Here is a 24,798-nt window from a genome sequence, read left to right as displayed (position 1 = left end):
GACACAGGATGCGGGTGTAGCTCAGTGGTAGAGCACGACCTTGCCAAGGTCGGGGTCGAGGGTTCGAGCCCCTTCGCCCGCTCCAGTTTTTTCCCAAGCATCCAGCCAAACCGGGTCGGGACGTGGTTTTCCACGCCGCTGGCGGCTGTATTGGGTCTCAAATGACAATTCTGGTCACGGGCAGCGCAGGCCACCTCGGGGAGGCCATCGTCCGAACGCTCCGCGGGCGGGGCTCGCTCGTGCGCGGGCTTGACCTGAAGACATCGCCCTTCACCGATGCCGTCGGCTCGATCGTCGATCCCGACTTCGTCCGGTGCCAGATGGACGGCGTCACCGCCGTGATCCACACGGCGACGCTGCACAAGCCGCATGTGGCGACCCACAGCAAGCAAGACTTCATCGACACCAACGTCACCGGCACGCTCAATCTGCTCGAGGCCGCCGCCGCGGCGGGCGTGCGCAGCTTCGTCTTCACCAGCACCACCAGCGCGTTCGGCTCGCAGCTCCGGCCCGAGGCGGGACAGGCCGCGGTGTGGGTCACCGAGGATCTGCCGCCGGTGCTCAAGAACATCTACGGCACGACGAAGCTGATGGCTGAGTCTCTTTGCGAGCTGTTCTTTCGCGAGCGCGGTCTGCCGATCGTCGTCTTGCGAACCTCGCGTTTCTTTCCGGAGGATGACGACGATCCCGCGATGCGGTCTGCCTACCCGCTGGACAACGCGCAGGCCAACGAGCTGCTGTATCGCCGGCTCGACATCGCGGATGCGGTGAGCGCCCATCTGCTCGCCGCCGAGCGTGCGCCGAAGATCGGCTTCGCCCGTTACATCGTGTCGGCCACGAGCCCGTTCGAGCCCCGCCATCTCGCGGCGCTCGCGCGCAACGCGGCCGGCGTGGTGCGCGCGCTCTACCCGGATTGCGCGGAGCTCTATGCGGCGCGCGGCTGGCGGCTCTTCCCCGCGATCGACCGCGTCTATGTCAACGAGCGCGCCCGGCGCGAGCTGGGCTGGAGGCCCGAATTCGACTTCGCCCATGTCCTGAACAGCCTGCGCGAGGGGACGGAGTTTCGCAGCACGCTGGCACGCGAGATCGGGTCGAAAGGCTATCATGACGCGATATTCGATGACGGGCCCTACCCCGTCGCCTCGTAATCGCCGCGTTTGCTGTTTTGCTCGACGCATCAAACATCTGTCCGGCGTCACCGGGGGCAAGATGGCCTGAGCCTTTCTACTGTGCATGGGGTTGTTTTCGCGCTTTTTGTTTGGCGGCTCTTTTCGCGGCACGCGAATGCGCTGCGCGTTCGGTTGATTCCGCGTTGCAGCGAGAGCGTTGTTGTCGCGCGCCTCGCGTCGAGAGAAAAACCGTCTCAATTTTTATTGAGCGCAACTGCAGCACACGTAGCGCGCTTCTCACTGCCGTCAGATGTGCTAACCTTTTTGCGTCTGCCGCTCGGCAGACTTCAAACTTCGCCTCTCGACTAGCCATAACAAAATAATGCGCGGCCTTGACGGCTGCCTTAGGGGAGTGACGCGATGACATCGATGTTCCATCGATCCGTGTTGGCGCTTGCAGCCGTGGCCCTTCTTGCAGGGACCAGTGCAGGCAATGCGCAACAGCAGGACAAGAACCGGGCACTGAAGAAATACGAATCCGGCACCAAGGAGTTCTGGACCCATCCGCCGGATGACTGGTTCCTCGGCGACGAGACCGAGGCGCAGAAGGGCCTCGCGCCGCCCTCGGGCCCGCCGACCGGCGCGTCCGAGGCCGAGCTCGCGGCGATGATGAAGAAGATCAAGCTGCCGGCGGGCTTCAAGATCGAGGTCTATGCGCCCGGCGTTCTCGCGGCGCGGCAGATGGCCTGGGGTGACAAGGGCACGCTGTTCGTCGGCTCGTTCGGCCTCGGCAACGTCTATGCCATCAAGGACAACAACGGCAAGAAGGAGGTCAAGACCATCCTGAAGGGGCTGAACATGCCCACGGGTCTCGCCTTCAAGGACGGCGCGCTCTACGTCATCGCCGTCGACAAGCTGATCCGCTACGACAATGCGGAAGCCAATCTCGACAAGCTCGGTGACGGCAAGGTCGTCTATGACGACATGCCCTCCTATGCCGCGCATGGCTGGAAGTACATCGCGGTCGACAAGGAAGGCTGGTTCTACCTGCCGTTCGGACCGCCCTTCAACGTCGGCATCCCGCCGACCAGCGTCTCGCAGATCCGCCGCGTCGATCCCAAGACCGGCAACGCCGAAATCTATGCGCTCGGCGTTCGCAACTCGGTTGGCGGCGACGTCGATCCGCGGACCGGCAAGTTCTGGTTCACCGAGAACGCTCGCGACTGGATCAGCGATGATCTGCCCTCAGACAAGCTGAACATGATCAACAAGATCGGCGAGCATTTCGGCTATCCCTACTGCCATCAGGGCAACCTGCCCGATGACAAGTTCGCGATGGGCCACAAATGCTCCGAGTTCACGCCGCCCGTGCTGAACCTCGGCGCCCACGTCGCTCCGCTCGGCATGAAGTTCTACACCGGCGATCAATTCCCCGCCGAGTACAAGAACAACATTTTGATCGCCGAGCACGGCTCCTGGAATCGCCACAAGTACCAGGGCGGCCGCATCGTGCGCGTGATCGTCGGGCCCGACGGCAAGAACGCCAAGCAAGAGGTGTTCGCCTCCGGCTGGATCGAGGGCGACCAGGGCTATCTCGGCCGTCCCAACGACATCATCCTCGCCAAGGATGGCTCGATCCTCGTCGCCGACGATTGGGCCGGCGCGATCTACCGCATCAGCTACAGCAAGAAGTAGCGCGATAACGGAAGGAGGCTGCGGTGTCCGGGAGGTGCCGCAGCCTCATTCATTTCAAGGCCCAACCGTTCGTTCCGGATTGCGCGCGGCTTGCGGCAAGTCCGGAACCCATATCCACGCACGGAAGTTATGGATTTCGGGCTCGCGTCACGCGCCCCGCTATGACGAGCTCGATAGATCGGAATCCCCATCATGCGCCGCCAGTTTTCTTCGTATGTCATCGGCGCGCTTTCGCTCGCAGCGCTTGCATTGGTCCCGGCCCAGGCCGCCGACAATGCCGCGATCAAGGAGAAGGCCGCGGTCTGCTCCGGCTGTCACGGCGAGAACGGCATTTCACAGACCGAGAACATCCCTTCGCTGGCCGGCCAGCCCGATCAATTTATCCAGTGGCAGCTCGTGTTCTTCCGCGCCGGTTCGCGCAAGAACGACCAGATGCAGCCGATCGTCGAGGAAATCACCAACGAGGACATCCGCAATTTCGGCGCCTATTTCGCGCAGATGACGCCGCCGAAGGGCGAGGAGGACAAAGATCCGGACCTGTCGAAAAAGGGCGCGCAAGTCGCCGTCGGCCGCCGCTGCGCCTCATGCCACACCGACAGCTTCGCCGGCACCAAGGCCGTCGCCCGGCTCGCGGGTCAGCGCGAGGAATATCTGGTCAAGGCGCTGCACGACTATAAGACGGGCCAGCGCGTCGGCGGCGGCGTCGCCGCGATGGCCGATGTCGCCTATCACATGAGCGACGAGGAGATCACCGCCGTTTCGCATTATCTGGCGTATTTCAAATAACGCGCGGCTGTACCCGCAAACGCAATCGTCGTCCCGGGTTCGCGCTATGTGCGCCCCGGGACGACAGCGGAATATTTGGTTAGCTGGCCCGCTGCTTCTCATACGCCTTCAGATGCGTGTACGCGATACGCAGCTTCGGCACCGGCACCTTGGCGGCATCTGCGCGCGCGATCAGATCGCCGATGACATGATCGGCCTCGACCGGCAGGCCCGCCTTGACGTCGCGGAACATGGATGCCGTCATCGGCGATCCCTCAGTGGTGAGGTTGCCCTTCACGCGCTCGAAGAACGGGCCGCCCGGGGTGTAGCCTGACGCGGTGGCGATCGCGCTGGTCTCGTCCAGCATGCCGAGCAAAAAGTCCCGGCCGCCGGGGGCGGCGAGGATGTTGCCGACGGAGGTGCGCATCAGGCTAGTGCTTGCGGCGAGCGAGGACAAAAACACCCACTTCTCCCACATGTCCTGCATGATGTTCTGGCTGGCGGCCGCGCCATTGATGCCGGTCTTGAAGGCCTCGTCGATCGCCTTGACGCGATCCGACAGCTTGCCGTCGCGCTCGCCGTAACTGAGCGACTGCATCGGCTGGAGCTGCACCACCTCGCGCTTCTCGTTCAGGGTCGCGGCAATCGCGCAGAGGCCGCCGAGCACGCGCTCCTTGCCGAATTTCTGGTCGAGCGTATCGAGGTGCTTCATGCCGTTGAGCATCGGAATGATCGCGGTGTTCGGTCCGACCGCCGCGGCAAACGACTTGATGGCGTCATCGAGGTCGAACGCCTTGCAGCTGAGCAGCACGACGTCGAACTTGTCCTTGAGCGCGTCGGCCTGCACGGTCGGCGGATTCTTCAAGGTGACATCGCCGTTCGGGCTCTTGATGACGAGGCCGTCGCTCGCAAGCTCGGAGGCGCGCCGCGGGCGCACCAGAAAGGTGACGTCGCGGCCGGCCTGCAACAGCCTGCCACCAAAATAGCCGCCGATGGCGCCGGCGCCGACCACGAGGATACGCATGGGATTGTCCTTATTGTTGCTATTGGCGGTCTATCTATAGTCGCCCTTGCGCGCGAAGCGAAGCAACCCAGAATGTCACCGCGATCACATTCTGTCGCTGAGGATGCGGAGACTACTTCTCCAGCACCATCTCCTCGACCTCGCGCAACTGCTCCTTGCCGAAGAACATCTCGTTGCCGACGAAGAAGGTCGGCGAGCCGAACGCGCCGCGGGCGACCGAGTCCTCGGTGTTCTTGATCAGCTTGCCCTTGATTTCGGGCTCCTGGGCGCGGGCGAACAGCTTTTGGGCATCGAGACCGGAGGACGCGAGCGCCTTCGCCGCGATCTCGGGGTCGTCCATCTTCTTCGGCTCGCGCCACATATGGTGGAAGGCGGCCTCGACGTATTTCTCGAACACGCCCTCGGCCTGCGCCGCGATCGCCGTGCGCATCAGGTTCAGCGTGTTGACGGGGAAGTTGGGATTGAAGACGTAGGGCTGGACCTTGAAGCGCTTGACGAAGCGCTCGGTCTCGACTGCCTGGAATTCGCGCTTGTTCTTGATGCCGGCGAGGGTCTCGGCCGGCGACTTGTTGTTGGTCGACTTGAAGATGCCGCCGAGCAGGATCGGCACGTACTCGAACTTGACGCCGATGCGCTGCTCGATCGCGGGGATCGCGAGGTGGCTGAGATAGGCGTTCGGGCTGCCGAAATCGAACAGGAATTGCGGGGCTGTGCGGGTCAAAATCGTTCTCCCTGACGTCGCTTTTCGCGCATTGTGGCGCAGCGCGCGCCACAGGTCCACCGTTTAATGATGGTCATAATATCTTGACGATCTGGTCAGATCAGACGCCTGATCGCGCGCTTGCGCCACACCGTGAGGTAATAACCCATCTGCAAAACGAACATGGCGGAGAACACGATCGGATAGGCGGCCCACACGCCCTCGAGGCCGATCGCGCGGCTCAGGATCACCGCGGCCGGCAGCTCGATCGCGAGAATGGCGAAGATCGAGAGCAGCATCGGCGTCAAGGCGACGCCGGCCGCGCGCATCGCACCTGAAAATACGGTGGCGAGGCCGAACGGCACCGAGCTCCACAAGGCGATATGGAGCAGTCCTTTCGCCAGATCGAGCACGGCGCCGTCGGTGATGAAGATGCCAAGCACCGCGCGCGGCGCCAGGTAAATGAGCGCGACCAGCCCGCCGGTCAGCACGAGGTTGAATGCGAGACCGCTGCGCACGATGCTGTCGAGCCGGGCTCTGTCGCCGCCGCCGATCGCCTGCGCGCCGAGGATCGAGACCGCGATCGAAATCGACATCGCCGTAAACTGCGTGTAGCCCATCACCTGGTTGACGGCGCCATAGGCCGCCGTGGCCTCGGACCCGTAGCCGTTGACGAGGCCGAGCAGCACCAGCTCGGCGATGGCCATCACCACCATGCCGATTGCGCTCGGCAGCCCGATGCCGAGGATTTTTCCAAGCACGGCGCGGTCGAGCCGCAGATGACGCAGCAACGCAGCATCAGGTGCGAGCGCATGCTTCTTCCGCAGCAGGTAGCCGGCCAGCGCAATCAACGTTACCGCGTTGGAGATCGCGGCCGCCCATGCCGGACTGGTGATGCCGGCCGCCGGCAATCCGAACGAGCCGCGGATCAGCATCGGCGTCAGGATCAGTCCGATGGTGGTCGACAATGCTAGAGCCAACAGCGGCGTGAGCGCGTCGCCGACGCCGCGGATCATCGCCGTCATCAGCAGGAAGACGAAGCCGAGCGGCATCGTCAGCAGCATGATGCGGGCATAGGCGCTGGCCTGGTCGAGGATGTCCGCGGGTGTCGCGAGCATCATCATCAATTGCCGGCTGAAAATGCCGCCGACCAGTGCAACCGAGATCGACAGCAGCAGGCCGACCGCGAGCGTCGTGCCCACGACGCTCCTGATCTTGTCGTGCTCGCCCGCGCCAAAGGCCTGGCCGATCAGCACGGTGGCGCCGGTGCTCAGGCCCATGACGAAGGCGAACAGGAAGAACATCACCGGGAAGAACACTGAGACCGCCGCGAGCGCGTCGACGCCGATCATCTGGCCGAGATAGACGTTGCTGACGGTGCCGAACAGCGATTGCAGCGCGTTGCTCAGCATCAGCGGCGCGAGGAAGCGAAGAAACGTCGTCCAGAGCGGTTTCGGGGCGGACATGGATTGGCCTTTCATCAGGGCGCGCGAAGCCGCAGCCCGCGCGCAGCACGCGGGCCCGGCCGTCGATGGGGTGTGAGAAGCGTTGCGCCTTAAGCGCGGTCGCTGTAGGCGAGCTTGACGATGTGGTCGCGGATGTCGGTCGGCCAGTCCGCGATCAGTCCGGTGAAGCGCCGCCGGTCATCTGCGAAAAGCGCGCGCGAGGCTTCCTCGAACTGCGGCAGGTTGCCTGCCATGGTCGACATGAAGTGATAGGCCGCATCGCGCGCCTGGCGCTCGCGGTCCTTGTCGCCGCTTGCGCGCCTTGCCTCGTCGACGAGCTTTCGCAGCGCGACCGAGGCGCCGCCCGGCTGTGCGCCGAGCCACTCCCAATGCCGCGGCAGCAGCGTCACCTCGCGTGCGACCACGCCGAGTTTCGGCCGGCCGCGCCCGCGTGGCTCGGCCGGGGGAGCGGTGTCCTCGACCGGCGGCGGGACAAGCTTCGCCAAACGCGTCAGCACCTCGCGATCACCGCCGCGCAGATCGAAGTCGATCGAGCGGCCCGTGCCGTCCTCGAAGATGATGATGGGCTCGTCCGGCCGTGGCGCCATCCGCTTGACGACCAGCGCGACCTCTCCTGCCGGCCCGGACACCAGGCGACGCGGCCCCTGGAAGGCGGTGAAAGTCTTCTGCATTGGAATCACTGCCAAATTGATGACGTTGGGGTCTTTTAATATCCGGGTAAATTGCCAAGGTCAATATACCCGGGTGAAATTATCCGTCCGGATGGCTCGACATTGCGTTCCCGTGCTGGCAGGTACCGGCTGACCGACCACGCCGAGCCGGGGGACCCCAACGATGCTGACCGTTCATCACCTCAACAACTCCCGCTCGCAGCGCGTGCTGTGGCTGCTCGAAGAGTTGGGCGTGCCCTACGAGATCGTGCGCTACCAGCGCCAGCCGGATATGCGCGCGCCGAAGGAGTTGCGCGCGATCCATCCGCTCGGCAAGTCGCCCGTCATCACCGACAACGGCAACACCGTCGCCGAGTCGGGTGCGATCATCGAATACATCATCGCGACCTACGGCAATGGCAGGCTGATCCCGCCGCCGAACACGCCGGAGCGGCTGCGCTTCACCTATTGGCTGCACTATGCGGAAGGCTCCGCGATGTCGCCGCTGCTCCTGAAGTTGCTGTTCACGTTGATGCCGAAGCGCGCGCCTGCGCTGCTTCGTCCGCTGGTGCGCAAGGTCTCGAACCAGGCCCTCACCGCACTGGTCAATCCGCAGCTCAAGCAGCACATGGATTATTGGGAAGGCGAGCTCGGCAAGAGCGAGTGGTTCGCCGGCAACGAGTTCAGCGCCGCCGATATCCAGATGAGCTTTCCGCTCGAAGCAGCTCAAGCGCGCGGCGGGCTGGAGCAGGGCCATCCCAAGGCGATGGCTTTCCTGGAGCGTATCCACGCACGGCCGGCCTATGCCCGCGCGCTGGAGAAGGGCGGGCCGTATCAGGTGGGGCGGTAAGTTTCCTCACCGCCCCGGGATGACAGCGGCCGCTAGTCCGCGTGCAGCACGCGCCCGCGCGTCTCCGGCAGCGCGAAGGCGGCGATGAAGAACACCGCGTAAGCCACCACTGCAAACATCGCGATCGCATTCGCGAGCGACGTCGTCGCCGACAGCGCGCCGACGAGGAACGGAAACAGCGCGCCGATGCCGCGACCGAAATTGTAGCAGAAGCCCTGGCCGGAGCCGCGCAGCCGAGTCGGATAGAGCTCGGTCAGGAACGCGCCGATCCCCGAGAAATAGCCCGAGGCGAAGAAGCCCAGCGGGAAACCGAGCACCCACAGGATCTCGTTGGTGAGCGGCAGCTGCGTGTACAGCAGCACCACGGCCATGGCGCCGATCGAGAAGATCAGGAACAGGTTACGCCTGCCGATCCGATCCGCGAGCCAGGCGCCGACGAGATAGCCGATGAAGGAGCCGATGATCAGCGTCGAGAGATAACCGGTCGAACCGACGATCGACAGGTGCCGCTCCTTGGTCAGGAACTGCGGCACCCAGAAAGTGACGGCGTAGTAGCCGCCCTGGCAGCCCGTCGCCATCAGCGAGGCGAGGATCGTGGTCTTCAGGATCGGACCGGAGAAGATTTCCCAGAGCGCCGGACGATCGCCGCTCGCAGCCTGCTTTGCGCGGGCCTCGGCGGCGATCTCGGGTTCGGTGACGGAGCGTCGGATGTAGAACACCAGCAACGCCGGCAGCGCGCCGATCACGAACATCCAGCGCCACGCCGTCTCCGGCGGCAAAGCCGAGAACAGGATCGCCTGCGACAGCACGGCGAGACCCCAGCCGACCGCCCAGCCCGACTGCACCGAGCCGACCGCGCGTCCGCGATATTGCGGCCGGATCGCCTCGCCCATCAGCACGGCGCCCGCCGCCCACTCCCCGCCGAAGCCGAGGCCGAGCACGGCGCGCGCGATCAGCAGCTGGTCGAAATTCTGCACGACCGCGCAGACCAGCGAGAAGAACGAGAACCAGATGATGGTGATCTGGAGCGTCCTGACACGTCCGATATGATCGGAGAGATAGCCGCCGAGCCAGCCACCGATCGCGGAGGCCAGCAGCGTCACGGTGCCGGCGAGCCCCGCCGAGGCCGCATCGACCTTCCACAGCGCGATGATGGTGCCGATCACCAGCGGATAGATCATGAAGTCCATGCCGTCGAGCGCCCAGCCCGCCGCACAGGCCCAGAACGTTCGACGCTCCGGCGCGTTCATGTCGCGGTAGAAGGCAAGAAGGCTGGTGTCTTCGATCTCGGCGCGCTCGATGCGCCCGGTCGGATCGGCTGTGCTCATGTGCGTTTCCCGGCAATCCTTTTGAAGCTGCGCGGTGGTAGCACGCGGGGCAGCCTGAGCAAGCAGGCGCGCGCTCCCGTGCCATGCAACGGTAAGCCTACTGTCCCGCGGCCTCCGCGCCGCGGGTACGCGGATCGGGCGCGCCGAGCGGCCCGTTCCGCGTCACCAGAATCGAATTGGCCGAGGTCTGTCCCATCGGCTCGACGATGAGGTGATCCATCGCCTTCAGCTCGAACAGCACATCGTCGGGAAAGCCGCTCTCGATGCGCACCTCGTCCGGCAGCCATTGATGGTGCAGCCGCGGGGCCGCCACGGCGGCGGCCACGTCCATCCTGTAGTCGAGCACGTTGACGATGACCTGAAGCACGGTCGAGATGATGCGGCTGCCGCCGGGCGAGCCGGTCACCAGCACCGGCTTGCCGTCCTTGAGCACGATGGTCGGGGACATGGAGGACAACGGCCGCTTGCCCGGTCCGGGCAGATTGGCCTCGTAGCCGACGAGGCCATAGGCGTTGGAAGCGCCGACCGCCGCGGTGAAATCGTCGAGCTCGTTGTTGAGCAGCACGCCGGTGCCATCGGCAACGAGGCCGACGCCGTAGCTGAAATTCAGCGTGGTGGTGTTGCTGACCGCATTGCCGCCGGCGTCGACGACGGAAAAGTGCGTGGTGTTGGTGCCCTCGCGCGGCGCGGGCGGGGTGGAGACGAGCTGCTTCGACGGCGTCGCGCGATCGGAGGAGATGCCGGCGCGCAGCCTGGCGGCGTAGTCCTTTGCGGTCAGCGACGCGATCGGTGCATTGACGAAGGCGGGATCGCCGAGATAGCGCGCACGGTCCGCATAGGCGCGCTTCATGGCTTCGATCAGCAGATGCAGCGATGCCGGCGACCCCTGTTTCAGATCGGCGAGCTCAAAGCCCTCGAGGATGTTGAGCGTCTCCACCAGCACCACGCCGCCGGAGGACGGCAGCGGCATCGAGACGATGTCGTAGCCGCGATAGGTGCCGCGCACCGGGGCCCGGATCACCGCCTGATAGGATGTCAGGTCGGCCGGCGTCATGATGCCGCCGGCGTCAGTCACGGCCTTGGCGAGCTTGTCCGCGACCGGCCCCTCATAGAAGCCGCGCGGCCCCTGTGCGGCGACGGCCGACAGCGTTTCGGCAAGATCGCTCTGCACCAGCCTGTCGCCTTCGCCGAGCGGCGTGCCGTCGGGGCGCGAGAAGATCCTGGCCGACGAGGGCCAGCGCGCGAGCCGCCGGTGCCAGCCCGGCAACGTGTCGGCAATGTCGTCAGTGACGACAAAACCGTCGCGGGCGAGCGTAATCGCGGGCTCGAGCAACTGTGCCAGCGTGAACCGGCCCGACCCATATTTGTCCAGGGCCAGCGCAAGACCTGCGACGGTGCCGGGCACGCCGACGCCGAGCGCGGAATCCCGTGACTTCGCCGTATCGGGCTTTCCGTCAGCGCCGAGGAAGATCTGCGGCGTGGTCGCAGCGGGCGCGGTCTCGCGATAGTCGATCGTGACGTCCTCGTTGCGCTCGGCCGAGTGGATCACCATGAATCCGCCGCCGCCGATATTGCCGGCGCGCGGATAGGTCACGGCCATCGCAAAGCCGGTGGCGACCGCGGCATCGACCGCATTGCCGCCGCGGCGCAGGATGTCGGCGCCGACTTGCGCGGAGATCTTCTCCTGCGCCACCACCATGCCGTGCTCGGACGGAACGGCGCGCACCGTGCCGGGCGCGGGCGGGAGATAGGTCCGCCGCGCATCCTGCGCGGCCGCAGGCGCAAGACCAAACGCCAGAGTGGCAACAAAGGCGAAAAATGTCCGCCGTGTCGAATATGACGACATCTCTAACTTCCGCCGTGGCTTTGGGGCAGTTCACACGCGCCGCCGCAATGCTATACGGTCTGCGCCAAGAGAGGCAAAACTGTTCGTGATGGGGACTGGACGATGACGACGATCGCCTCGGATGCGCGCGTAGGGGCGCAGCGGACCTATCCGCCGCGCGCCGCCGTCATCAGCTGGATTTTCTTCGATTGGGCCGCGCAGCCTTATTTCACGCTGATCACGACCTTTGTTTTCGCGCCCTATTTCGCCACCAGCATCGCGCCAAATCCCGCCACCGGCCAGTCATTGTGGGGCTTTGCGATGGCGGCTGCGGGCCTCGCGATCGCGCTGCTGTCGCCGGTGCTCGGCGCCATTGCCGACGCCTCAGGCCGCAGGAAGCCCTGGATCGCAGGATTCGGCGCGCTGCTGGTGCTGGCGGCCTGCGCGCTGTGGATCGGCAAGCCCGGCGATCCCGCCGTCATTCCGCCGCTGCTCACCGCGGTCGCGCTCGCCAGCGTCGGTGCGGAATTCGCCACCGTCTTCAACAACGCGATGATGCCCACCCTGGTGCCGCCGGAGCGGATCGGCAGGCTCTCCGGCACCGGCTGGGCCACCGGTTACATCGGCGGGATCGTCAGCCTGATCATCGTGCTCGGCTTCCTCGCCGCCAATCCCGAGACCGGCCGCACGCTGCTCGGCTTCGAGCCGCTGTTCGGGCTCGATCCGGTCAGCCATCAGGGCGATCGCATCGTCGGACCGCTGACCGGGCTGTGGTTCATCATCTTCGTGACGCCATTATTCCTGTTCACGCCGGATTATCCGGCGAAGCGCCCGGTGCGCGAGGCGCTGCACGAAGGGCTGTCGGAGCTGAAGCAATCGATCAAGGGGCTGCCGCAGCGGAAATCGCTCGCGGCGTTCCTGCTTGCCAACATGATCTACACCGATGGCCTGGTGTCGCTGTTCGCGTTCGGCGGCATCTATGCCGCTGGCACCTTCGGCTGGCACACGATCCAGATCGGCACCTTTGGCATCATGCTCGCGATTGCCGGCACCTTTGGCGCATGGCTCGGCGGCAAGCTCGACGATCGCCTCGGGCCGAGGCGCGTCATCGCCGGCAGCCTGCTGATCCTGCTGCTGTCGGTGGCGGCGATCCTTCTGGTCGACAGGGACAGCGTGCTGTTCGTCAAGGTCGCGCCGCCGCAGCCGGGCGCGCCCCTGTTCTCGAGCGCGGCCGAGCGTGCCTATCTCGTGCTGGGCTGTCTCATCGGCGCTGCCGGCGGCCCGCTGCAGGCGGCCTCACGCACCCTGCTGATCCGTCTCGCGCCGAAGGACCGCATCGCGCAGTATTTCGGCCTCTTTGCGTTGACTGGAAAAGTCACGTCCTTCATCGGCCCGCTGCTGATCGGCATGATCACCGCGGTGACGGCGAGCCAGAAGGCCGGCATGGCCGTGCTGGTGGTGTTCTTCGTCGCGGGACTGGGGCTGTTGATGCGGGTGCGGGAGAAGTAACTCCCGCCGTCGTCCCGTAGCCGGATGGAGCGAAGCGTAATCCGGGACGATCTATCCGCGAGGACATAACCCGGATTTCGCTACGCTCCATCCGGGCTACGCTCGTGGTGAGGCTCAGTGCCTGAAGTGCCGCGTGCCGGTGAACACCATGGCGATGCCGTGCTCGTCGGCGGCCTTGATCACCTCGTCGTCGCGCATCGAGCCGCCGGGCTGCACCACGGCGGTGGCGCCGGCCTCGATGCAGGCGAGCATGCCGTCTGCGAACGGGAAGAACGCATCCGACGCCACGACCGAGCCCTTGGTCAGCGGCTCGGCGAGCTTCAGCTCGTTCGCCGCATCCTGCGCCTTGCGCGCCGCGATCCGCGCTGAATCCACCCGGCTCATCTGGCCCGCGCCGATGCCGACGGTGGCGAGATCCTTGGCATAGATGATCGTGTTGGACTTGACGTGCTTTGCGACCCGGAACGCGAATTTGAGGTCGCGCATCTCGGCGTCCGTCGGTGCACGCTTGGTCACGACCTTGAAGGTCATGTCGTCGACCACGGCGTTGTCGCGGCTCTGCACGAGCAGACCGCCGGCCACCGTCTTGGCGGTGAGGCCGGGCGCGCGGGGATCGGGCAGGCTGCCTGCGAGCAGCAGGCGCAGATTCTTCTTCCCGCCGATGATGGCGATCGCTTCTTCGCTCGCGTCGGGCGCGATGATCACCTCGGTGAAGATCTTGGTGATCTCGCGTGCGGTGTCGGCGTCGAGCGCGCGGTTCATCGCGATGATGCCGCCGAACGCCGATGTGGAGTCGCAAGCCAGTGCTCTGCGATAGGCCTCGACGAGGTTCGAACCTTCCGCGACGCCGCAGGGATTGGCGTGCTTGACGATGACGCAAGCCGCGGTGCGCTGGGCGTCGAACTCGCCGATGCATTCATAGGCCGCATCGGTGTCGTTGATGTTGTTGTAGGAGAGCTCCTTGCCCTGGAGCTGCCGCGCGGTCGAGACGCCCGGGCGCTTGTCGGGCGTCGCATAGAACGCCGCGGTCTGGTGCGGATTCTCGCCATAGCGCAGCGACTGGATCAGTCTGCCGCCGAAGGCGCGGAAGTCGGGCGCATCGATTTCGAGCTGGCGGTTGAACCAGTTCGAGATCGCGGCGTCATAGGCGCCGGTTCGCGCATAGGCCTTTGCGGCAAGCCGCCGGCGCAGTTTTAGCGTGGTCGCGCCGTTGTTGGCGGCGAGCTCGTCGAGCACGGCCTTGTAGTCTTCCGCCTCAACCACGACGGCGACGTCGTCATGGTTCTTCGCGGCGGCGCGGATCATCGCGGGGCCGCCGATGTCGATGTTCTCGATGCAATCCTCGAAGCCCGCGCCTTTGTCGACGGTCGCCTCGAACGGGTAGAGGTTGACGACGAGCAGGTCGATCGGCGCGATGCCGTGCGCCTTCATCGCTTCCGCATGTTCCTTGTTGTCGCGGATCGCGAGCAGGCCGCCATGCACCTTCGGATGCAGCGTCTTGACGCGGCCGTCCATCATCTCGGGGAAGCCGGTGAGGTCGGAAACGTCCTTCACCTTGAGGCCGGCCGCGGCGATCGCTTTCGCGGTGCCGCCGGTCGAGACCAGCTCGACATCGTGCGCGGCCAGCGCCTTTGCGAACTCGATCAGGCCGGTCTTGTCGGAAACGGAGAGAAGGGCGCGGGTGACGCGGCGGGGATGGTCAGTCATGAGCAAGATCCTCTGTCTTAAGGAGTGTCTATGCCCAGGCGCGCGGCAGCTAAATCCCGCGCTTCCCGATGGTGCTCCATCCAAGGTCGCCAGTCGCGCGAGCGAGGGCTCGATAGCAGTTTTCAGTCGTTTTCACAACGCCAGACAGGACTGGCAGACGCGCGTTTACAGCGGGAGTTCCGGCTCCCGCCGCGCGTTGCGCCGGGCATTGGTCACGGTCGGTGAGGCCGTGGATCGCACAAAACTCCAGCGGACCGAGGGCGCCTGTCGCGCATCCTGCCGGATCACGATCTGCGCGGTGCGGCGCGGGCCGTCATTGCCGGCCAGGAACACGCTGTCCTCGAGGTCGACCTTGTCGTCGAGCGCCTCGAAGGTCCAGACGTCGCGGTTCGGCAGCACCAGCATGACGCCGCGGGCGTCCGACAACCGGCTCGCCTTTACCGCGGGATGCAGATGGAAGCGCACCGCGAAGTCGGCGTCGGCGCCCTTGAAGCGTCCGCCCTGCGGCGGCGACAGCGTGTCCTCGCCGTCGATGCGCGCGCCGTCATTGGCGATCATCAGCACGCGGCGGTGGATCGCGCCGAATTTGGAAAGATAACCGTCATGCGAGGTCGTGAGCAGCGTGCCGTTCTGAACGATTTCGCGATAGCTCTCGACCTCGACGGGGCCGCTGGTGACGGGCGCGCCGTGCAGGAGGCGCTTCATCGCCGACATCTCCACGAACTGGCATGAGGACGTCTCGTGATAGGTCAGCGTCGAATGCGCCGCGGTGCCGCGCGCGAACGGCCGCCAATTGTCGCGGCCCGTCGTCGGCATGCCGCAATTGGTGACGATGCGGCTGATGCCGGAAGACAATTCGAACGACAGGCAGCCGGCATGGGCGTCGTGGCTGACGCCGGCCGGCGGCGGCGGACCGGTGTCGATGATCAGCGTGGTCTGGCCGGCATCGAGGCGCTGGAATCCGGTATGCGGCATGTTCGCCATGGGCGCGCCGTGGGTGTCGTCGTAGGCCAGCAGCGTCGCGAGCAGGTCCGAGGACGTCGCGCTCATGCCGTTGAACAGCGCGAAATTGCCGTCGCCGTGCCGGAAGAAGCGCAGCATCGGCATCATGCGATCGATCGCGTTGAGCAGCGCCGGCGGCGGCGCGATGTTGCGCGCGGCAAAGGTCTGCCGCAGCGGCAACAGGTCGATCAGGAGTTCGATCAGGGCGCCCGGATTGCGGGAGATGTGGCCGCCGTCGGGCAGGATCTGCCGCTGCAACTCGTCCGAGAGCTTTTTCGAGGCGCTGCGAATGTGCCGCGCCTGGTTGGCAAGGCACAGCGACGCGTAGCACAGCGCGATCAGCACCTGGAGCTTCGGCACCCCGTCGGGAATGTTGACCATGGTGTAGCGCAGGAAGCGGATCTCCCGCGCCAGCGCCCGCAGATAGCGGCGGTAGAATTTGTTGTCGGTGTCGTTGAGCACCAAGGGCGCCTGCGACAGCAGCGAGATCACGCGCCGCGCCAGCACGTCGGCGCGGCGCGCGACGGGGCGGCGCTTGTTGGCGGGGTTGGCGATCCAGTCCTCGACCAGCGCGCGCGCATTGGCCCGCGTCAGCGCGGTGTCGGCGGCGCGCAGATGGCGCAGCCAGCCGAATCCGAGCAGCGCGACCTCCCAGTCTTCCGACGGGGGCTCGAGATCGAAGATCGAGCGGCCGTGGCAATTGACGATCTTGCCGGCGAAGACGAAGCGGCCGGCATAGATCTCGGCAGCACGCGTCGCATCGGCCGTGCGCAGGTCATGCGGCGCGATGATCAGCCGGTCGGTGCGTCCGGGCCAGACGCGCGACACCGCCACGGAACCGCCGCTCGCGCGCGCGAGCACGTTCCGCGCGAAGCGGCTCATCACCAGCGTCGAGATACGTCTGCGTTGAGCGACCGACACGCCTTGCCTTGAAGGGGGAGAGGATTAACGACGAATCCTTCTTAATCCCAAATTCGGCCGGCTAACACCATCTTGAAGCTGCGCGAATCGGCCCCGTCGCAAAAACCGGTGCAAAATCAGGATTTAACGAGCCGGGCTGCGTAGAATCCATCGAGCCCGCCGAGCTTGGGATCGGCGTTCGGAAGGTGGCTGGGCAGGGTGCGCAGGTCACCCTCGCTGGTGATGATCTCGCTCAGCCCGGAGACCTCGGACGCTTCGATCGGCACACGGCGCAGGCCAGTCTCCGCGGCCAGCAGCGCCGCGATCGCCTGCTCGCCCTCCTCGGGTTCCAGCGAACAGGTGCAGTAGACCAGCGTGCCGCCCGGTTTAAGCAGCGAGACGGATTTCTTCAGCAGCCGCTGCTGGAGCGCGGTCAGGGCGGCGATGTCGGATTCCTGCCGGAGCCAGGCGACGTCGGGGTGGCGGCGAATCGTTCCGGTCGATGTGCAGGGCGCATCGATCAGGATACCGTCGAAACCGTCGGCCGGACCCGCCCATTCGACGGCGTCGGCGACGACAGTCTCGGCCTGGAGCGACAGCCGCGTGAGGTTCTCGCGCAAACGTGCCACCCGGGCGGGTGAGCGGTCGATCGCGGTGACATGCGCGCCGGCTTGCGCCAATTGCGCGGTCTTGCCGCCGGGGGCGGCGCAGAGATCGGCAATCGCCTTGCCCTTGATGTCGCCGAACAGGCGCGCCGGCAGCGCGGCGGCAGCGTCCTGCACCCACCATTGTCCTTCGGCAAAGCCCGGCAGCACCGTCACCGAGCCGTGCAGCAGCATCCGCACCGTCCCGGTCGGCAGTGTCTCGCCATGCAGGCGGCTCGCCCATTGCGCGGCATCCGACTTCACGGTGAGATCGAGCGAGGGTTCATGGCCGAGCGCCAGCGCCATGTCGCGCGCGGTCGCCTCGCCGTAATGCGTGCTCCAGCGCGCCAGCAGCCAGGGCGGCAGGTCCAGCGATTGCGAGGACACCTCTTCGACCAGCGCCTGGCCCTCACGCGCGCAGCGGCGCAGCACGGCATTGACGAGGCCGGCATAGCGCGCGGCGCGCCGGTCGGATTGCACGAGGCGGACCGAGAGGTCGACCGCGGCGTGATCGGGCACGTCCATCCAGAGGATCTGTGCGGCGCCGATCAGCAGCGCGCTCTGTGCGCGGGGCGCGTCGGAGGGAATGCCCTTGTCGAGCAGCCGAGAGAGAACATGGCCGAGCGTACCGAGCCGGCGCAGCACGGTCGCAACCAGGCGGCGCATCAGCGCGCGGTCGCGGTCGGCGAGCGTCTTCAATCCGGGATGGGCACCGCCGCCGTCGAGCTGGTCGTCAAGCGTGCGGTGCTTGTGCAGCACGCCGTCGACGATGTCGGCGGCAATCCGCCGTGCCGCGAGACCTGGCACTTCGGACGGAGGGGCAAAACGTTGAGATGGCATGCGGAGGCAAGGTTCTGAGCGAGCGGCAGTTCCGCCGCAATGGGCGCATGCCTCGAGAAACCGATCTCTGGCACGCGAATATGCCAAATGTAAGAATGGTCTCTCGCGTTTACAGCCCGCGATGACCATTTCAGCAATGCGATATTGGACCTCGCACGTCCCGTGATCCTGCGCTAGGAACCGCCGAGATGAGTGACCAGCCCTCCGTTCCCGATCGCAAGCCGCTTTCGCCGGCCGCCCAGCGCGCTTTGGCGGAAGCGGAGGCGCGCCGGCAGGCTGCGGCCGCCGCGCATGCAGAAGCTGCGCCCAGGGAATTGCAGGGACCGAAGGGGCCTGAGCCCACCCGATACGGCGATTGGGAGCGCAAAGGTATCGCCTCGGACTTTTGAGGCACCGGCTTTACGCACTCTCCTTCTAAGTTTTTAAGCCGGCTTGCCGGTTCAGCCGACTCAGCCCTAGCGTGCGCGGATGCCGCGCTTCGATCCCAGCCATCCATACCGGCCCTCATACAGCGGCTCACCGTTCGGCCGCCGCTTCTCCGGATTGTTGCCGTGGATGTTCGTGGTCGGCGTCGCGGTCGCGGCCGTGCTCATCTTCCGTCACGGGACGAACTGGCCGCTTCCGCATGCGGATGACGGCCAAGCGCGTGATGCCGAGATCATCCTGCAGCAGTCCGGCAATTCCGACATGCGTCAAGCGGTTGATGTTATCAGGACCGTCGATGGCGATACTTTCCTTGCGCGCGTGCATCAGCCTAACGGCCGCGACCTCGTCGCGCGTGTCCGTCTTCGCGGCATCGATGCGCCAGAGATGAAAGCATCCTGCCAAGCTGAGCTGGACAAGGCCGAAGCCGCCAGCGACGCGCTGCGCGCCCTGCTCGGCCAGGGCGGCGTGACGATCTATAATCTTGGCCAGGACAAATACGGCCGCGTTCTCGCCGACGTGGCGACCAAGCGCACCGCCAACGTCTCGGCGGCGCTGCTCGCGGGCGGTCATGTGCGCAGCTACAATGGCGGCCACCGCGACGGCTGGTGCGCGCGGGGCTGGCGCTTCTGGTAACAAAAAAAGCCGCGTCGACGGACGCGGCTTTGTTGTCTTGCCTCGATCCGGAGATCAGCGCGTCACGACCACCTTGGTGCCGACGGAGACGCGGCTGTAGAGATCGGTGATGTCGTCGTTGAGCATGCGGATGCAGCCATAGGAGACGAAGCCGCCGACCGAGCCGGGCACGTTGGTGCCGTGGATCGCATATTCGCCGCCGGCCAGCGTCATCGCCGCAACGCCCATGGGGTTGCGCGGCGAGCCGCCCGGAATGACGTCGGGGATGCTGGGCTTGTCGCGCTTCACTTCCGCAGGCGGTGACCAGGCCGGGTTGAGATATTTGCCGTCGATGCGGGTGGTGCCGGCCCATTGCTTGCCTGACTTGCCGACGCCGACCGGATAGCGCATGGCGTGGCCGTTATCGAGGATGAGATAGAGCCGCCGCTCGTTGGTTTTGACCACGATGGTGCCCGGCGAATAGTCGGCCAGGTGCGCGCCCACCATTTCCGGCCGCGCCTGCGCCGCCGTCGACATCGAGACCCCAGCAACGATGGTGGCGGTCAGCGCCACAGCAATCCTCATGGACATCAATTTTCCCCTTGCCCGGAACGGGCCGTCCAAATCTACGCAAAACCGGCAATCGCCGGCTCTCCAGGTCCTTGTCAGGGGACATTCTTAACCGCGCCCGTTAACCGGATGGTTTCCACGCACGGCCACCGAGGGCCAGCCAGCAGGGGGAACAAAGGAAATGTTCGAAATAAAGTAAATAACCTGGAAACAACACCCGGCCGGAAAGATGCGGACCTGCCGCCGCGTGTCCTGACAAGTCCGTGAGGGTGTGAACGGCTGTTATTTCAGGGGGCGCCGTCGCTCTCGCGTCCCCGGCCGCGGGCTACCTGCCGGCCGCTTACTTTCCGCTCCGGATGGGATAATTTTGCCGCGCAACTATCGAAAAGCGGTCGCCGCCCTATATTCTGGGTGCCGCTCTCGCCTTAAGCCCGAGGTGTCCATGACAAGCGACGGCTCGCGTACCCCAAGCGGGGGAATCGTCATCATCGGGTCGCTCTCGCCCGAGATTCAGGAACAGCTTGCGAAGGTCGCCGACGGCAAGATCGCAACCGTCTCTGGCGTACCGCAAACCCACGTCCTGGAAACGACCGGGGAGGATCTCCGCCGGTTGTCCGAACGCGTCAACAAGGTGGTCGGTACGGAGGGGGTGGTGGCCCCGATCCTCGCCGACGACGAAGGCAACCGGTTGCTGCCTACCGGCCGGATGCAGGTTCGGTTCAAGGAAGCGCCAACGGACAAGGTTTTGCAGTCCTTTGCCAAGAGGCACAAGGTCGCGCCCGGCCAACGCAACAAATGGTCGCCCCAGCAGGCCGAGTTCGCCGTGCGCACGGACGATACGCGCTATTTCCCTGATGTCGCCGCGGAGATGGAAAAGGACAGCAAGGTTGCGACAGCATGGCCGGACGTCCGGGCGGCGTTCCGGCGCGAAAGCACGTGACTATCGAAAGTCGCGAGCTATGATCCCCTCAACCGTCGGTCAGTCGGGAGGGGTCCATGAAATTGCGATATGGAAAGGACGATTGGCTCGAGCTGGAGCCGGTGTCGCTGGATTCGCATGTTCAACGCGGCATGCGAACGTTCTCGCTCGGGCCGCAGGTGGCGATGGCATCGCCGACGGAGCGCGCGGCCGCGAGCCGTGCCGCGGTGGTTGCCAATCGTGTCGTGCAGCAGGTCTTTCAAAAGAGCGTCCCCGCTTATGCCTCGCCGGCTCAACGCGCGGCGGCCGACCTGGACAAGGTCAAGACCGCCGTATTCTCCGATCCGCGCGGCACGCTGCGCGTGGTCTATCGCGAAGTCGTGCTCAGGTTCGAGCCGAACGTCGCGGAGGCGAAACAGAAAGCGGTACTCGACAAATACGGGCTCCAGGTCCGCGTCCGCAACGCGTTCCAGTCGGATCAGTTGATCGCCTTCGATCCGACGCGCAAGTACATTGCCGAAAAGATGGTCGAGCTCGCCAACGAGCTGACTGAAACCGACGAAGTCGTGTTTGCCTTTCCGAACTTCGTTTCCGAGTTCAAGCGCGGATTGCAAGCCCCCAAGCCAATCGCTGCGCAATGGCATCTCGCCACGGTCAACGCACGCAGGGCCTGGAGCAAATCGCAAGGAGGCGGCATCGTGATCGCCGTCCTCGACGATGGTGTCGACGTCGACCATCCGAATCTCGCGTCCAACATCAGGCGCAGGCCCGACCCAAACGAGCCGCGCGACCGGTTCGGGCGCGACTTCTTCGTCGGAGAGGACGCGCCCGATCATTTCGATCCGACGCCAAAACGGTTTCGCGCACCGTTCGACATGATGGCGGGGAATGACATTCACGGGACCTGCTGTGCCGGTGTCGCGGCGGCATCAGGCAGGAAGGGCGTTTTCGGAATCGCGCCGAGAGCAAGCATCCTTCCAGTCAAGATTTTCCACGCGGATGATCTCGCCACGGAATCGCAAGTCGCGAATGCCATCCGGTATGCTTCGCGTTTTGCCGACATCCTGTCCTGCTCGTGGAGTGGACCGGCATCGCCCGATATCCGGTTCGCGCTCGAAGAGGCAGGTGCGGGCCGCGGCGGAAAGGGCTGTCCCGTGTTTTGCGCGACCGGCAATGATTTTCGGGATCAGGTCGGATTTCCGGCCCAGTCGCCCTTCTCGATCGGTGTCGGCGCATCGACCGATCAGGGAGACCTTGCGGACTATTCCAACCGGGGCCCCCAAGTCTCCGTGGTCGCGCCGTCAAGCGGCGGCGCGCAAGGAATCTTCACGACCGACGTGAGCAAACCCGGCCGCGGATTCAATATCGGCAGCGCCGCGGCCGGCGGCACCGACGGACTCAACACCAACGTCTTCGGCGGGACCTCGTCGGCAACGCCCCTGGCGGCAGGGGTCGCGGCCCTCGTCCTGGCGGCGAATTCCAGTCTCAGCCGCGACGACGTTCGCAATATTCTCCAGAGCACGGCGGAGAAGATCGGGCCGGCCGCGTCTTACGACGCCAACGGCCATAGCGATCGTTTCGGCTTTGGCCAGGTCGATGCCGCGGCCGCCGTTGATGCGGCGCTGGCCGCCGCGGCTGCCGCCAGAGTGGCGCCAGACGGGCCGAAGCCGGCCAAGAAGGCCGCAAAAAAGAGGGCCCCGAGCAAGGCGAAGAAAACAGCGCCCGCCAGGAAGGCGGCCGGAAAGACTGCGAAGGCGACGGCCAAGAAGGGCGGCCGCAAGACCGCCAGGAAGACGGCCAAGAAAACGACCAAGAAAACGGTCAAGAAGAAGGCGAAAAAATCCGGATAGACGTCTGCTCTACACCGCGTGCGGCCGACAGCTTGGCTATCGGCCGCTTGCTGCGCGCGCTCAGGCGCCCTTCGTCCGGTTCTGCCGGTTCTTGACGAGGTCGTCGACCACGGCGGGATCGGCCAGTGTCGAGGTATCGCCGAGGCTGCCCGGCTCGTCCTCGGCGATCTTGCGCAGGATGCGGCGCATGATCTTGCCGGAGCGGGTCTTTGGCAGGCCCGGCGCGAACTGGATCTGGTCCGGGGATGCGATCGGGCCGATCTCCTTGCGCACCCAGGTGACGAGCTCCTTGCGCAGATCCTCGGTCGGTTCGACACCGGCCATCAGGGTGACATAGGCGTAGATGCCCTGCCCCTTGATGTCGTGCGGGAAGCCGACGACGGCCGCTTCCGAGACCTTCTCATGCGCGACCAGCGCGCTCTCGACTTCCGCCGTGCCCATGCGGTGGCCGGAGACGTTGATGACGTCGTCGACACGGCCGGTGATCCAGTAATAGCCGTCGGCGTCGCGGCGGCAGCCGTCACCGGTGAAGTATTTGCCCTTGTAGGTCGAGAAATAGGTCTGCTCGAAGCGGGCGTGGTCGCCATAGACCGTGCGCATCTGGCCCGGCCATGACCGCGTCAGGCAGAGATTGCCCGTGGTCTCGCCGTCCAGCACCTTGCCGTCGGCGTCGACGATTTCAGGGACCACGCCGAAGAACGGCTGTGTCGCCGAGCCCGGCTTCAGTTTTGTGGCGCCCGGCAGCGGGGTGATCAGGATGCCGCCGGTCTCGGTCTGCCACCAGGTGTCGACGATCGGGCAGCGGTCGTCGCCGACGACGCGGTGATACCACTCCCAGGCCTCGGGATTGATGGGCTCGCCGACCGAGCCGAGCAGCCGGAGGCTTGCACGCGAGGTCTTCTTCACGGGCTCGTCGCCGCTCTGCATCAACGCGCGGATCGCGGTCGGCGCGGTGTAGAAGGTGTTGACCTTGTGCTTGTCGATCACGTTCCAGAAACGGGAATTGTCCGGATAGTTCGGCACGCCCTCGAACATCAGCGTGGTCGCGCCGTTCGCCAGAGGTCCGTACAGGATGTAGCTGTGGCCGGTGACCCAGCCGACGTCGGCCGTGCACCAGTAGATGTCGCCGTCGTGGTAGTCGAAGACGTATTGATGCGTCATCGACGCGAACACGAGATAGCCGCCCGAGGTGTGCAGCACGCCCTTGGGCTGGCCGGTCGAGCCTGACGTATAGAGGATGAACAGCGGATCCTCGGCGTGCATGTGCTCGGCCGGGCATTCCGTCGTCACCATCTTGGCGGCGTCGTGATACCAGAGGTCGCGCGTCGGGTTCATGTCGATCTTGCCGCCGGTGCGCTTGACCACGACGACCCAGTCGACACCGTCGGCCTTGGCGAGCGCAGCATCGACATTGGCCTTCAGCGGCACCTTCTTGCCGCCGCGCAGGCCTTCGTCCGCGGTGATGATCACCTTGGATTGGCAGTCGTTGATGCGCTGGGCGAGGCTGTCGGGCGAGAAGCCCGCGAACACCACGGAATGGACCGCGCCGATCCGCGCGCAGGCCAGCATCGCGTAGGCCGCTTCGGGAATCATCGGCAGGTAGATGGTGACGCGGTCGCCCTTCTTGACGTTGCGGGTGCGCAGGATGTTGGCCATCCGGCAGACCTCGTCGTGCAGCTCCTTGTAGGTGATGTGCCTGGATTGCGAGGGATCGTCGCCCTCCCAGATGATCGCGGTCTGGTTGGCGCGCTTGTGCAGATGCCGGTCGATGCAGTTATGGGCGACGTTGAGGACGCCGTCCTCGAACCATTTGATCGAGATGTTGCCGGGCGCGAAGGAGACGTTCTCGATCTTGGTCGGCGCCTTCATCCAGTCGATACGCTTGGCCTGTTCCGCCCAGAAGGCGTTCGGGTCCGAGATCGAGCGGGCGTACATGTCCTTGTACTTGGCCTGGTCGATCCAGGCGCGCTTGGCCCATTCCGCGGGGACGTCGTAGATCTTCTCGGACATGCTTCCCTCCAGATACGGCAAGCCGAGCCAGGTGACTGGCGAGCCGACGTCATCGTTGAACCGATTATGCGTCGGGCTAACCGGACCCGACAAGGAGCACAAGCTGGACCTTCGACGAGCGGCCGGCCATGCGGACGATCAAGTCCACTTGGAGCGACTGTCGCAGATCTGAAACAGGCCGGGGCGGCCTTCGAGGTCTTTACCAAAACCCCCGGAACGGGCCCGCGCAGGGCCCCATGCATCCCACGGAGGTATTTAGGAACCACTGCTCACTGATTCGGGACTCGCAATAGGGTTCGGAACACCCTAAATGGCCAACCCGGGGTCCAACGAGGCCTCTGGAACAAAAATTAGAACAATTGCATTGACCGATAACAGGCAGGGCTAAGGCATAAGA

20 protein-coding genes, 1 tRNA gene and 1 riboswitch are annotated in these 24,798 nt (G+C 65.3%); of the genes, 10 read left to right on the top strand and 11 right to left on the bottom strand.

Annotated elements, in window-relative coordinates:
* The first annotated feature begins 10 nt into the window (after positions 1–10).
* The 4 genes from NLM25_RS01410 (at position 11) to NLM25_RS01395 (ending at position 3,590) form a co-directional block, all read left to right on the top strand.
* Positions 11–85: transfer RNA gene (locus NLM25_RS01410), tRNA-Gly, on the top strand.
* A gap of 76 nt (positions 86–161) precedes the next feature.
* Positions 162–1,148 (top strand): NAD(P)-dependent oxidoreductase, encoded by a 987-nt coding sequence (locus tag NLM25_RS01405; protein WP_254135767.1) that lies wholly within the window; start codon positions 162–164, stop codon positions 1,146–1,148.
* Positions 1,149–1,529: 381 nt separating this feature from the next.
* Positions 1,530–2,804 (top strand): sorbosone dehydrogenase family protein, encoded by a 1,275-nt coding sequence (locus NLM25_RS01400; RefSeq protein ID WP_254114868.1) that lies wholly within the window; start codon positions 1,530–1,532, stop codon positions 2,802–2,804.
* Between the two features lie 192 nt (positions 2,805–2,996).
* Positions 2,997–3,590 carry a c-type cytochrome gene (locus NLM25_RS01395; RefSeq protein WP_254114869.1) on the top strand — a complete coding sequence of 198 codons (594 nt, stop codon included), beginning with the start codon at positions 2,997–2,999 and terminating at the stop codon, positions 3,588–3,590.
* Positions 3,591–3,669: 79 nt separating this feature from the next.
* Here the strand turns inward: NLM25_RS01395 and panE are convergent, their stop codons facing one another.
* From panE to NLM25_RS01375, 4 genes are all read right to left on the bottom strand, one after another.
* On the bottom strand, positions 3,670–4,593 hold the full coding sequence (gene panE / locus NLM25_RS01390; RefSeq protein WP_254135766.1) for a 2-dehydropantoate 2-reductase: 924 nt from the start codon (positions 4,591–4,593) through the stop codon (positions 3,670–3,672).
* Between the two features lie 112 nt (positions 4,594–4,705).
* Positions 4,706–5,314, bottom strand: a complete 609-nt coding sequence (locus NLM25_RS01385; protein WP_254135765.1) for a 2-hydroxychromene-2-carboxylate isomerase — start codon at positions 5,312–5,314, stop codon at positions 4,706–4,708.
* A gap of 95 nt (positions 5,315–5,409) precedes the next feature.
* Positions 5,410–6,759 (bottom strand): MATE family efflux transporter, encoded by a 1,350-nt coding sequence (locus tag NLM25_RS01380; RefSeq protein WP_254135764.1) that lies wholly within the window; start codon positions 6,757–6,759, stop codon positions 5,410–5,412.
* An 89-nt stretch (positions 6,760–6,848) separates the two neighbouring features.
* Positions 6,849–7,430 (bottom strand): DUF2239 family protein, encoded by a 582-nt coding sequence (locus NLM25_RS01375; protein WP_254135763.1) that lies wholly within the window; start codon positions 7,428–7,430, stop codon positions 6,849–6,851.
* Positions 7,431–7,593: 163 nt separating this feature from the next.
* Here NLM25_RS01375 and NLM25_RS01370 point away from each other — a divergent pair, with 163 nt between their 5' ends.
* Positions 7,594–8,259 (top strand): glutathione S-transferase family protein, encoded by a 666-nt coding sequence (locus tag NLM25_RS01370; RefSeq protein ID WP_254114876.1) that lies wholly within the window; start codon positions 7,594–7,596, stop codon positions 8,257–8,259.
* Positions 8,260–8,291: 32 nt separating this feature from the next.
* On the opposite strand, the gene NLM25_RS01365 is transcribed toward NLM25_RS01370, so the two are convergent.
* Both NLM25_RS01365 and ggt read right to left on the bottom strand, forming a co-directional pair.
* Complete coding sequence (locus NLM25_RS01365) at positions 8,292–9,587, bottom strand: MFS transporter (protein WP_254114877.1); 1,296 nt, start codon at positions 9,585–9,587, stop codon at positions 8,292–8,294.
* A gap of 97 nt (positions 9,588–9,684) precedes the next feature.
* Complete coding sequence (gene ggt / locus NLM25_RS01360) at positions 9,685–11,433, bottom strand: gamma-glutamyltransferase (RefSeq protein WP_254135762.1); 1,749 nt, start codon at positions 11,431–11,433, stop codon at positions 9,685–9,687.
* Positions 11,434–11,535: 102 nt separating this feature from the next.
* On the opposite strand from ggt, the gene NLM25_RS01355 reads away from it, so the two are divergent.
* Complete coding sequence (locus NLM25_RS01355) at positions 11,536–12,921, top strand: MFS transporter (protein WP_254135761.1); 1,386 nt, start codon at positions 11,536–11,538, stop codon at positions 12,919–12,921.
* 114 nt (positions 12,922–13,035) lie between these two features.
* Here the strand turns inward: NLM25_RS01355 and purH are convergent, their stop codons facing one another.
* The 3 genes from purH to NLM25_RS01340 all read right to left on the bottom strand — a co-directional run bounded on the left by purH (position 13,036) and on the right by NLM25_RS01340 (position 18,014).
* Positions 13,036–14,628: a bifunctional phosphoribosylaminoimidazolecarboxamide formyltransferase/IMP cyclohydrolase gene (gene purH, locus NLM25_RS01350; protein ID WP_254135760.1), complete on the bottom strand. Its 1,593-nt coding sequence runs from the start codon at positions 14,626–14,628 to the stop codon at positions 13,036–13,038.
* 25 nt (positions 14,629–14,653) lie between these two features.
* Positions 14,654–14,735: riboswitch (ZMP/ZTP riboswitch) on the bottom strand.
* Between the two features lie 58 nt (positions 14,736–14,793).
* Positions 14,794–16,512, bottom strand: coding sequence for a heparinase II/III family protein (locus NLM25_RS01345; RefSeq protein WP_254124118.1), 1,719 nt, complete (start codon positions 16,510–16,512; stop codon positions 14,794–14,796).
* 155 nt (positions 16,513–16,667) lie between these two features.
* Complete coding sequence (locus tag NLM25_RS01340) at positions 16,668–18,014, bottom strand: RsmB/NOP family class I SAM-dependent RNA methyltransferase (RefSeq protein ID WP_254135759.1); 1,347 nt, start codon at positions 18,012–18,014, stop codon at positions 16,668–16,670.
* A 188-nt stretch (positions 18,015–18,202) separates the two neighbouring features.
* Between NLM25_RS01340 and NLM25_RS01335 the strand changes: the two genes are divergently transcribed.
* Both NLM25_RS01335 and NLM25_RS01330 read left to right on the top strand, forming a co-directional pair.
* Complete coding sequence (locus NLM25_RS01335; RefSeq protein WP_254135758.1) at positions 18,203–18,403, top strand: DUF1674 domain-containing protein; 201 nt, start codon at positions 18,203–18,205, stop codon at positions 18,401–18,403.
* A 79-nt stretch (positions 18,404–18,482) separates the two neighbouring features.
* The gene (locus NLM25_RS01330; RefSeq protein WP_254135757.1) at positions 18,483–19,073 is read left to right on the top strand and encodes a thermonuclease family protein; all 591 of its coding nucleotides are present in this window, start codon (positions 18,483–18,485) and stop codon (positions 19,071–19,073) included.
* A 54-nt stretch (positions 19,074–19,127) separates the two neighbouring features.
* On the opposite strand, the gene NLM25_RS01325 is transcribed toward NLM25_RS01330, so the two are convergent.
* Positions 19,128–19,643 carry a L,D-transpeptidase gene (locus NLM25_RS01325; RefSeq protein WP_254135756.1) on the bottom strand — a complete coding sequence of 172 codons (516 nt, stop codon included), beginning with the start codon at positions 19,641–19,643 and terminating at the stop codon, positions 19,128–19,130.
* Positions 19,644–20,064: 421 nt separating this feature from the next.
* Here NLM25_RS01325 and NLM25_RS01320 point away from each other — a divergent pair, with 421 nt between their 5' ends.
* Complete coding sequence (locus NLM25_RS01320) at positions 20,065–20,562, top strand: hypothetical protein (RefSeq protein ID WP_254114890.1); 498 nt, start codon at positions 20,065–20,067, stop codon at positions 20,560–20,562.
* Between the two features lie 56 nt (positions 20,563–20,618).
* Positions 20,619–22,391 (top strand): S8 family serine peptidase, encoded by a 1,773-nt coding sequence (locus NLM25_RS01315; protein ID WP_254135755.1) that lies wholly within the window; start codon positions 20,619–20,621, stop codon positions 22,389–22,391.
* Between the two features lie 60 nt (positions 22,392–22,451).
* Here NLM25_RS01315 and acs read toward each other — a convergent pair whose 3' ends face one another.
* On the bottom strand, positions 22,452–24,401 hold the full coding sequence (acs, locus tag NLM25_RS01310) for an acetate--CoA ligase (protein ID WP_254135754.1): 1,950 nt from the start codon (positions 24,399–24,401) through the stop codon (positions 22,452–22,454).
* Positions 24,402–24,798 lie beyond the last annotated feature (397 nt).

This window comes from Bradyrhizobium sp. CCGB01 (genome assembly GCF_024199795.1).
Lineage (GTDB): Bacteria > Pseudomonadota > Alphaproteobacteria > Rhizobiales > Xanthobacteraceae > Bradyrhizobium.
The sequence above is the reverse complement of the archived record's forward strand: the minus strand, read 5'-3'. Positions and strand labels throughout refer to the sequence as shown.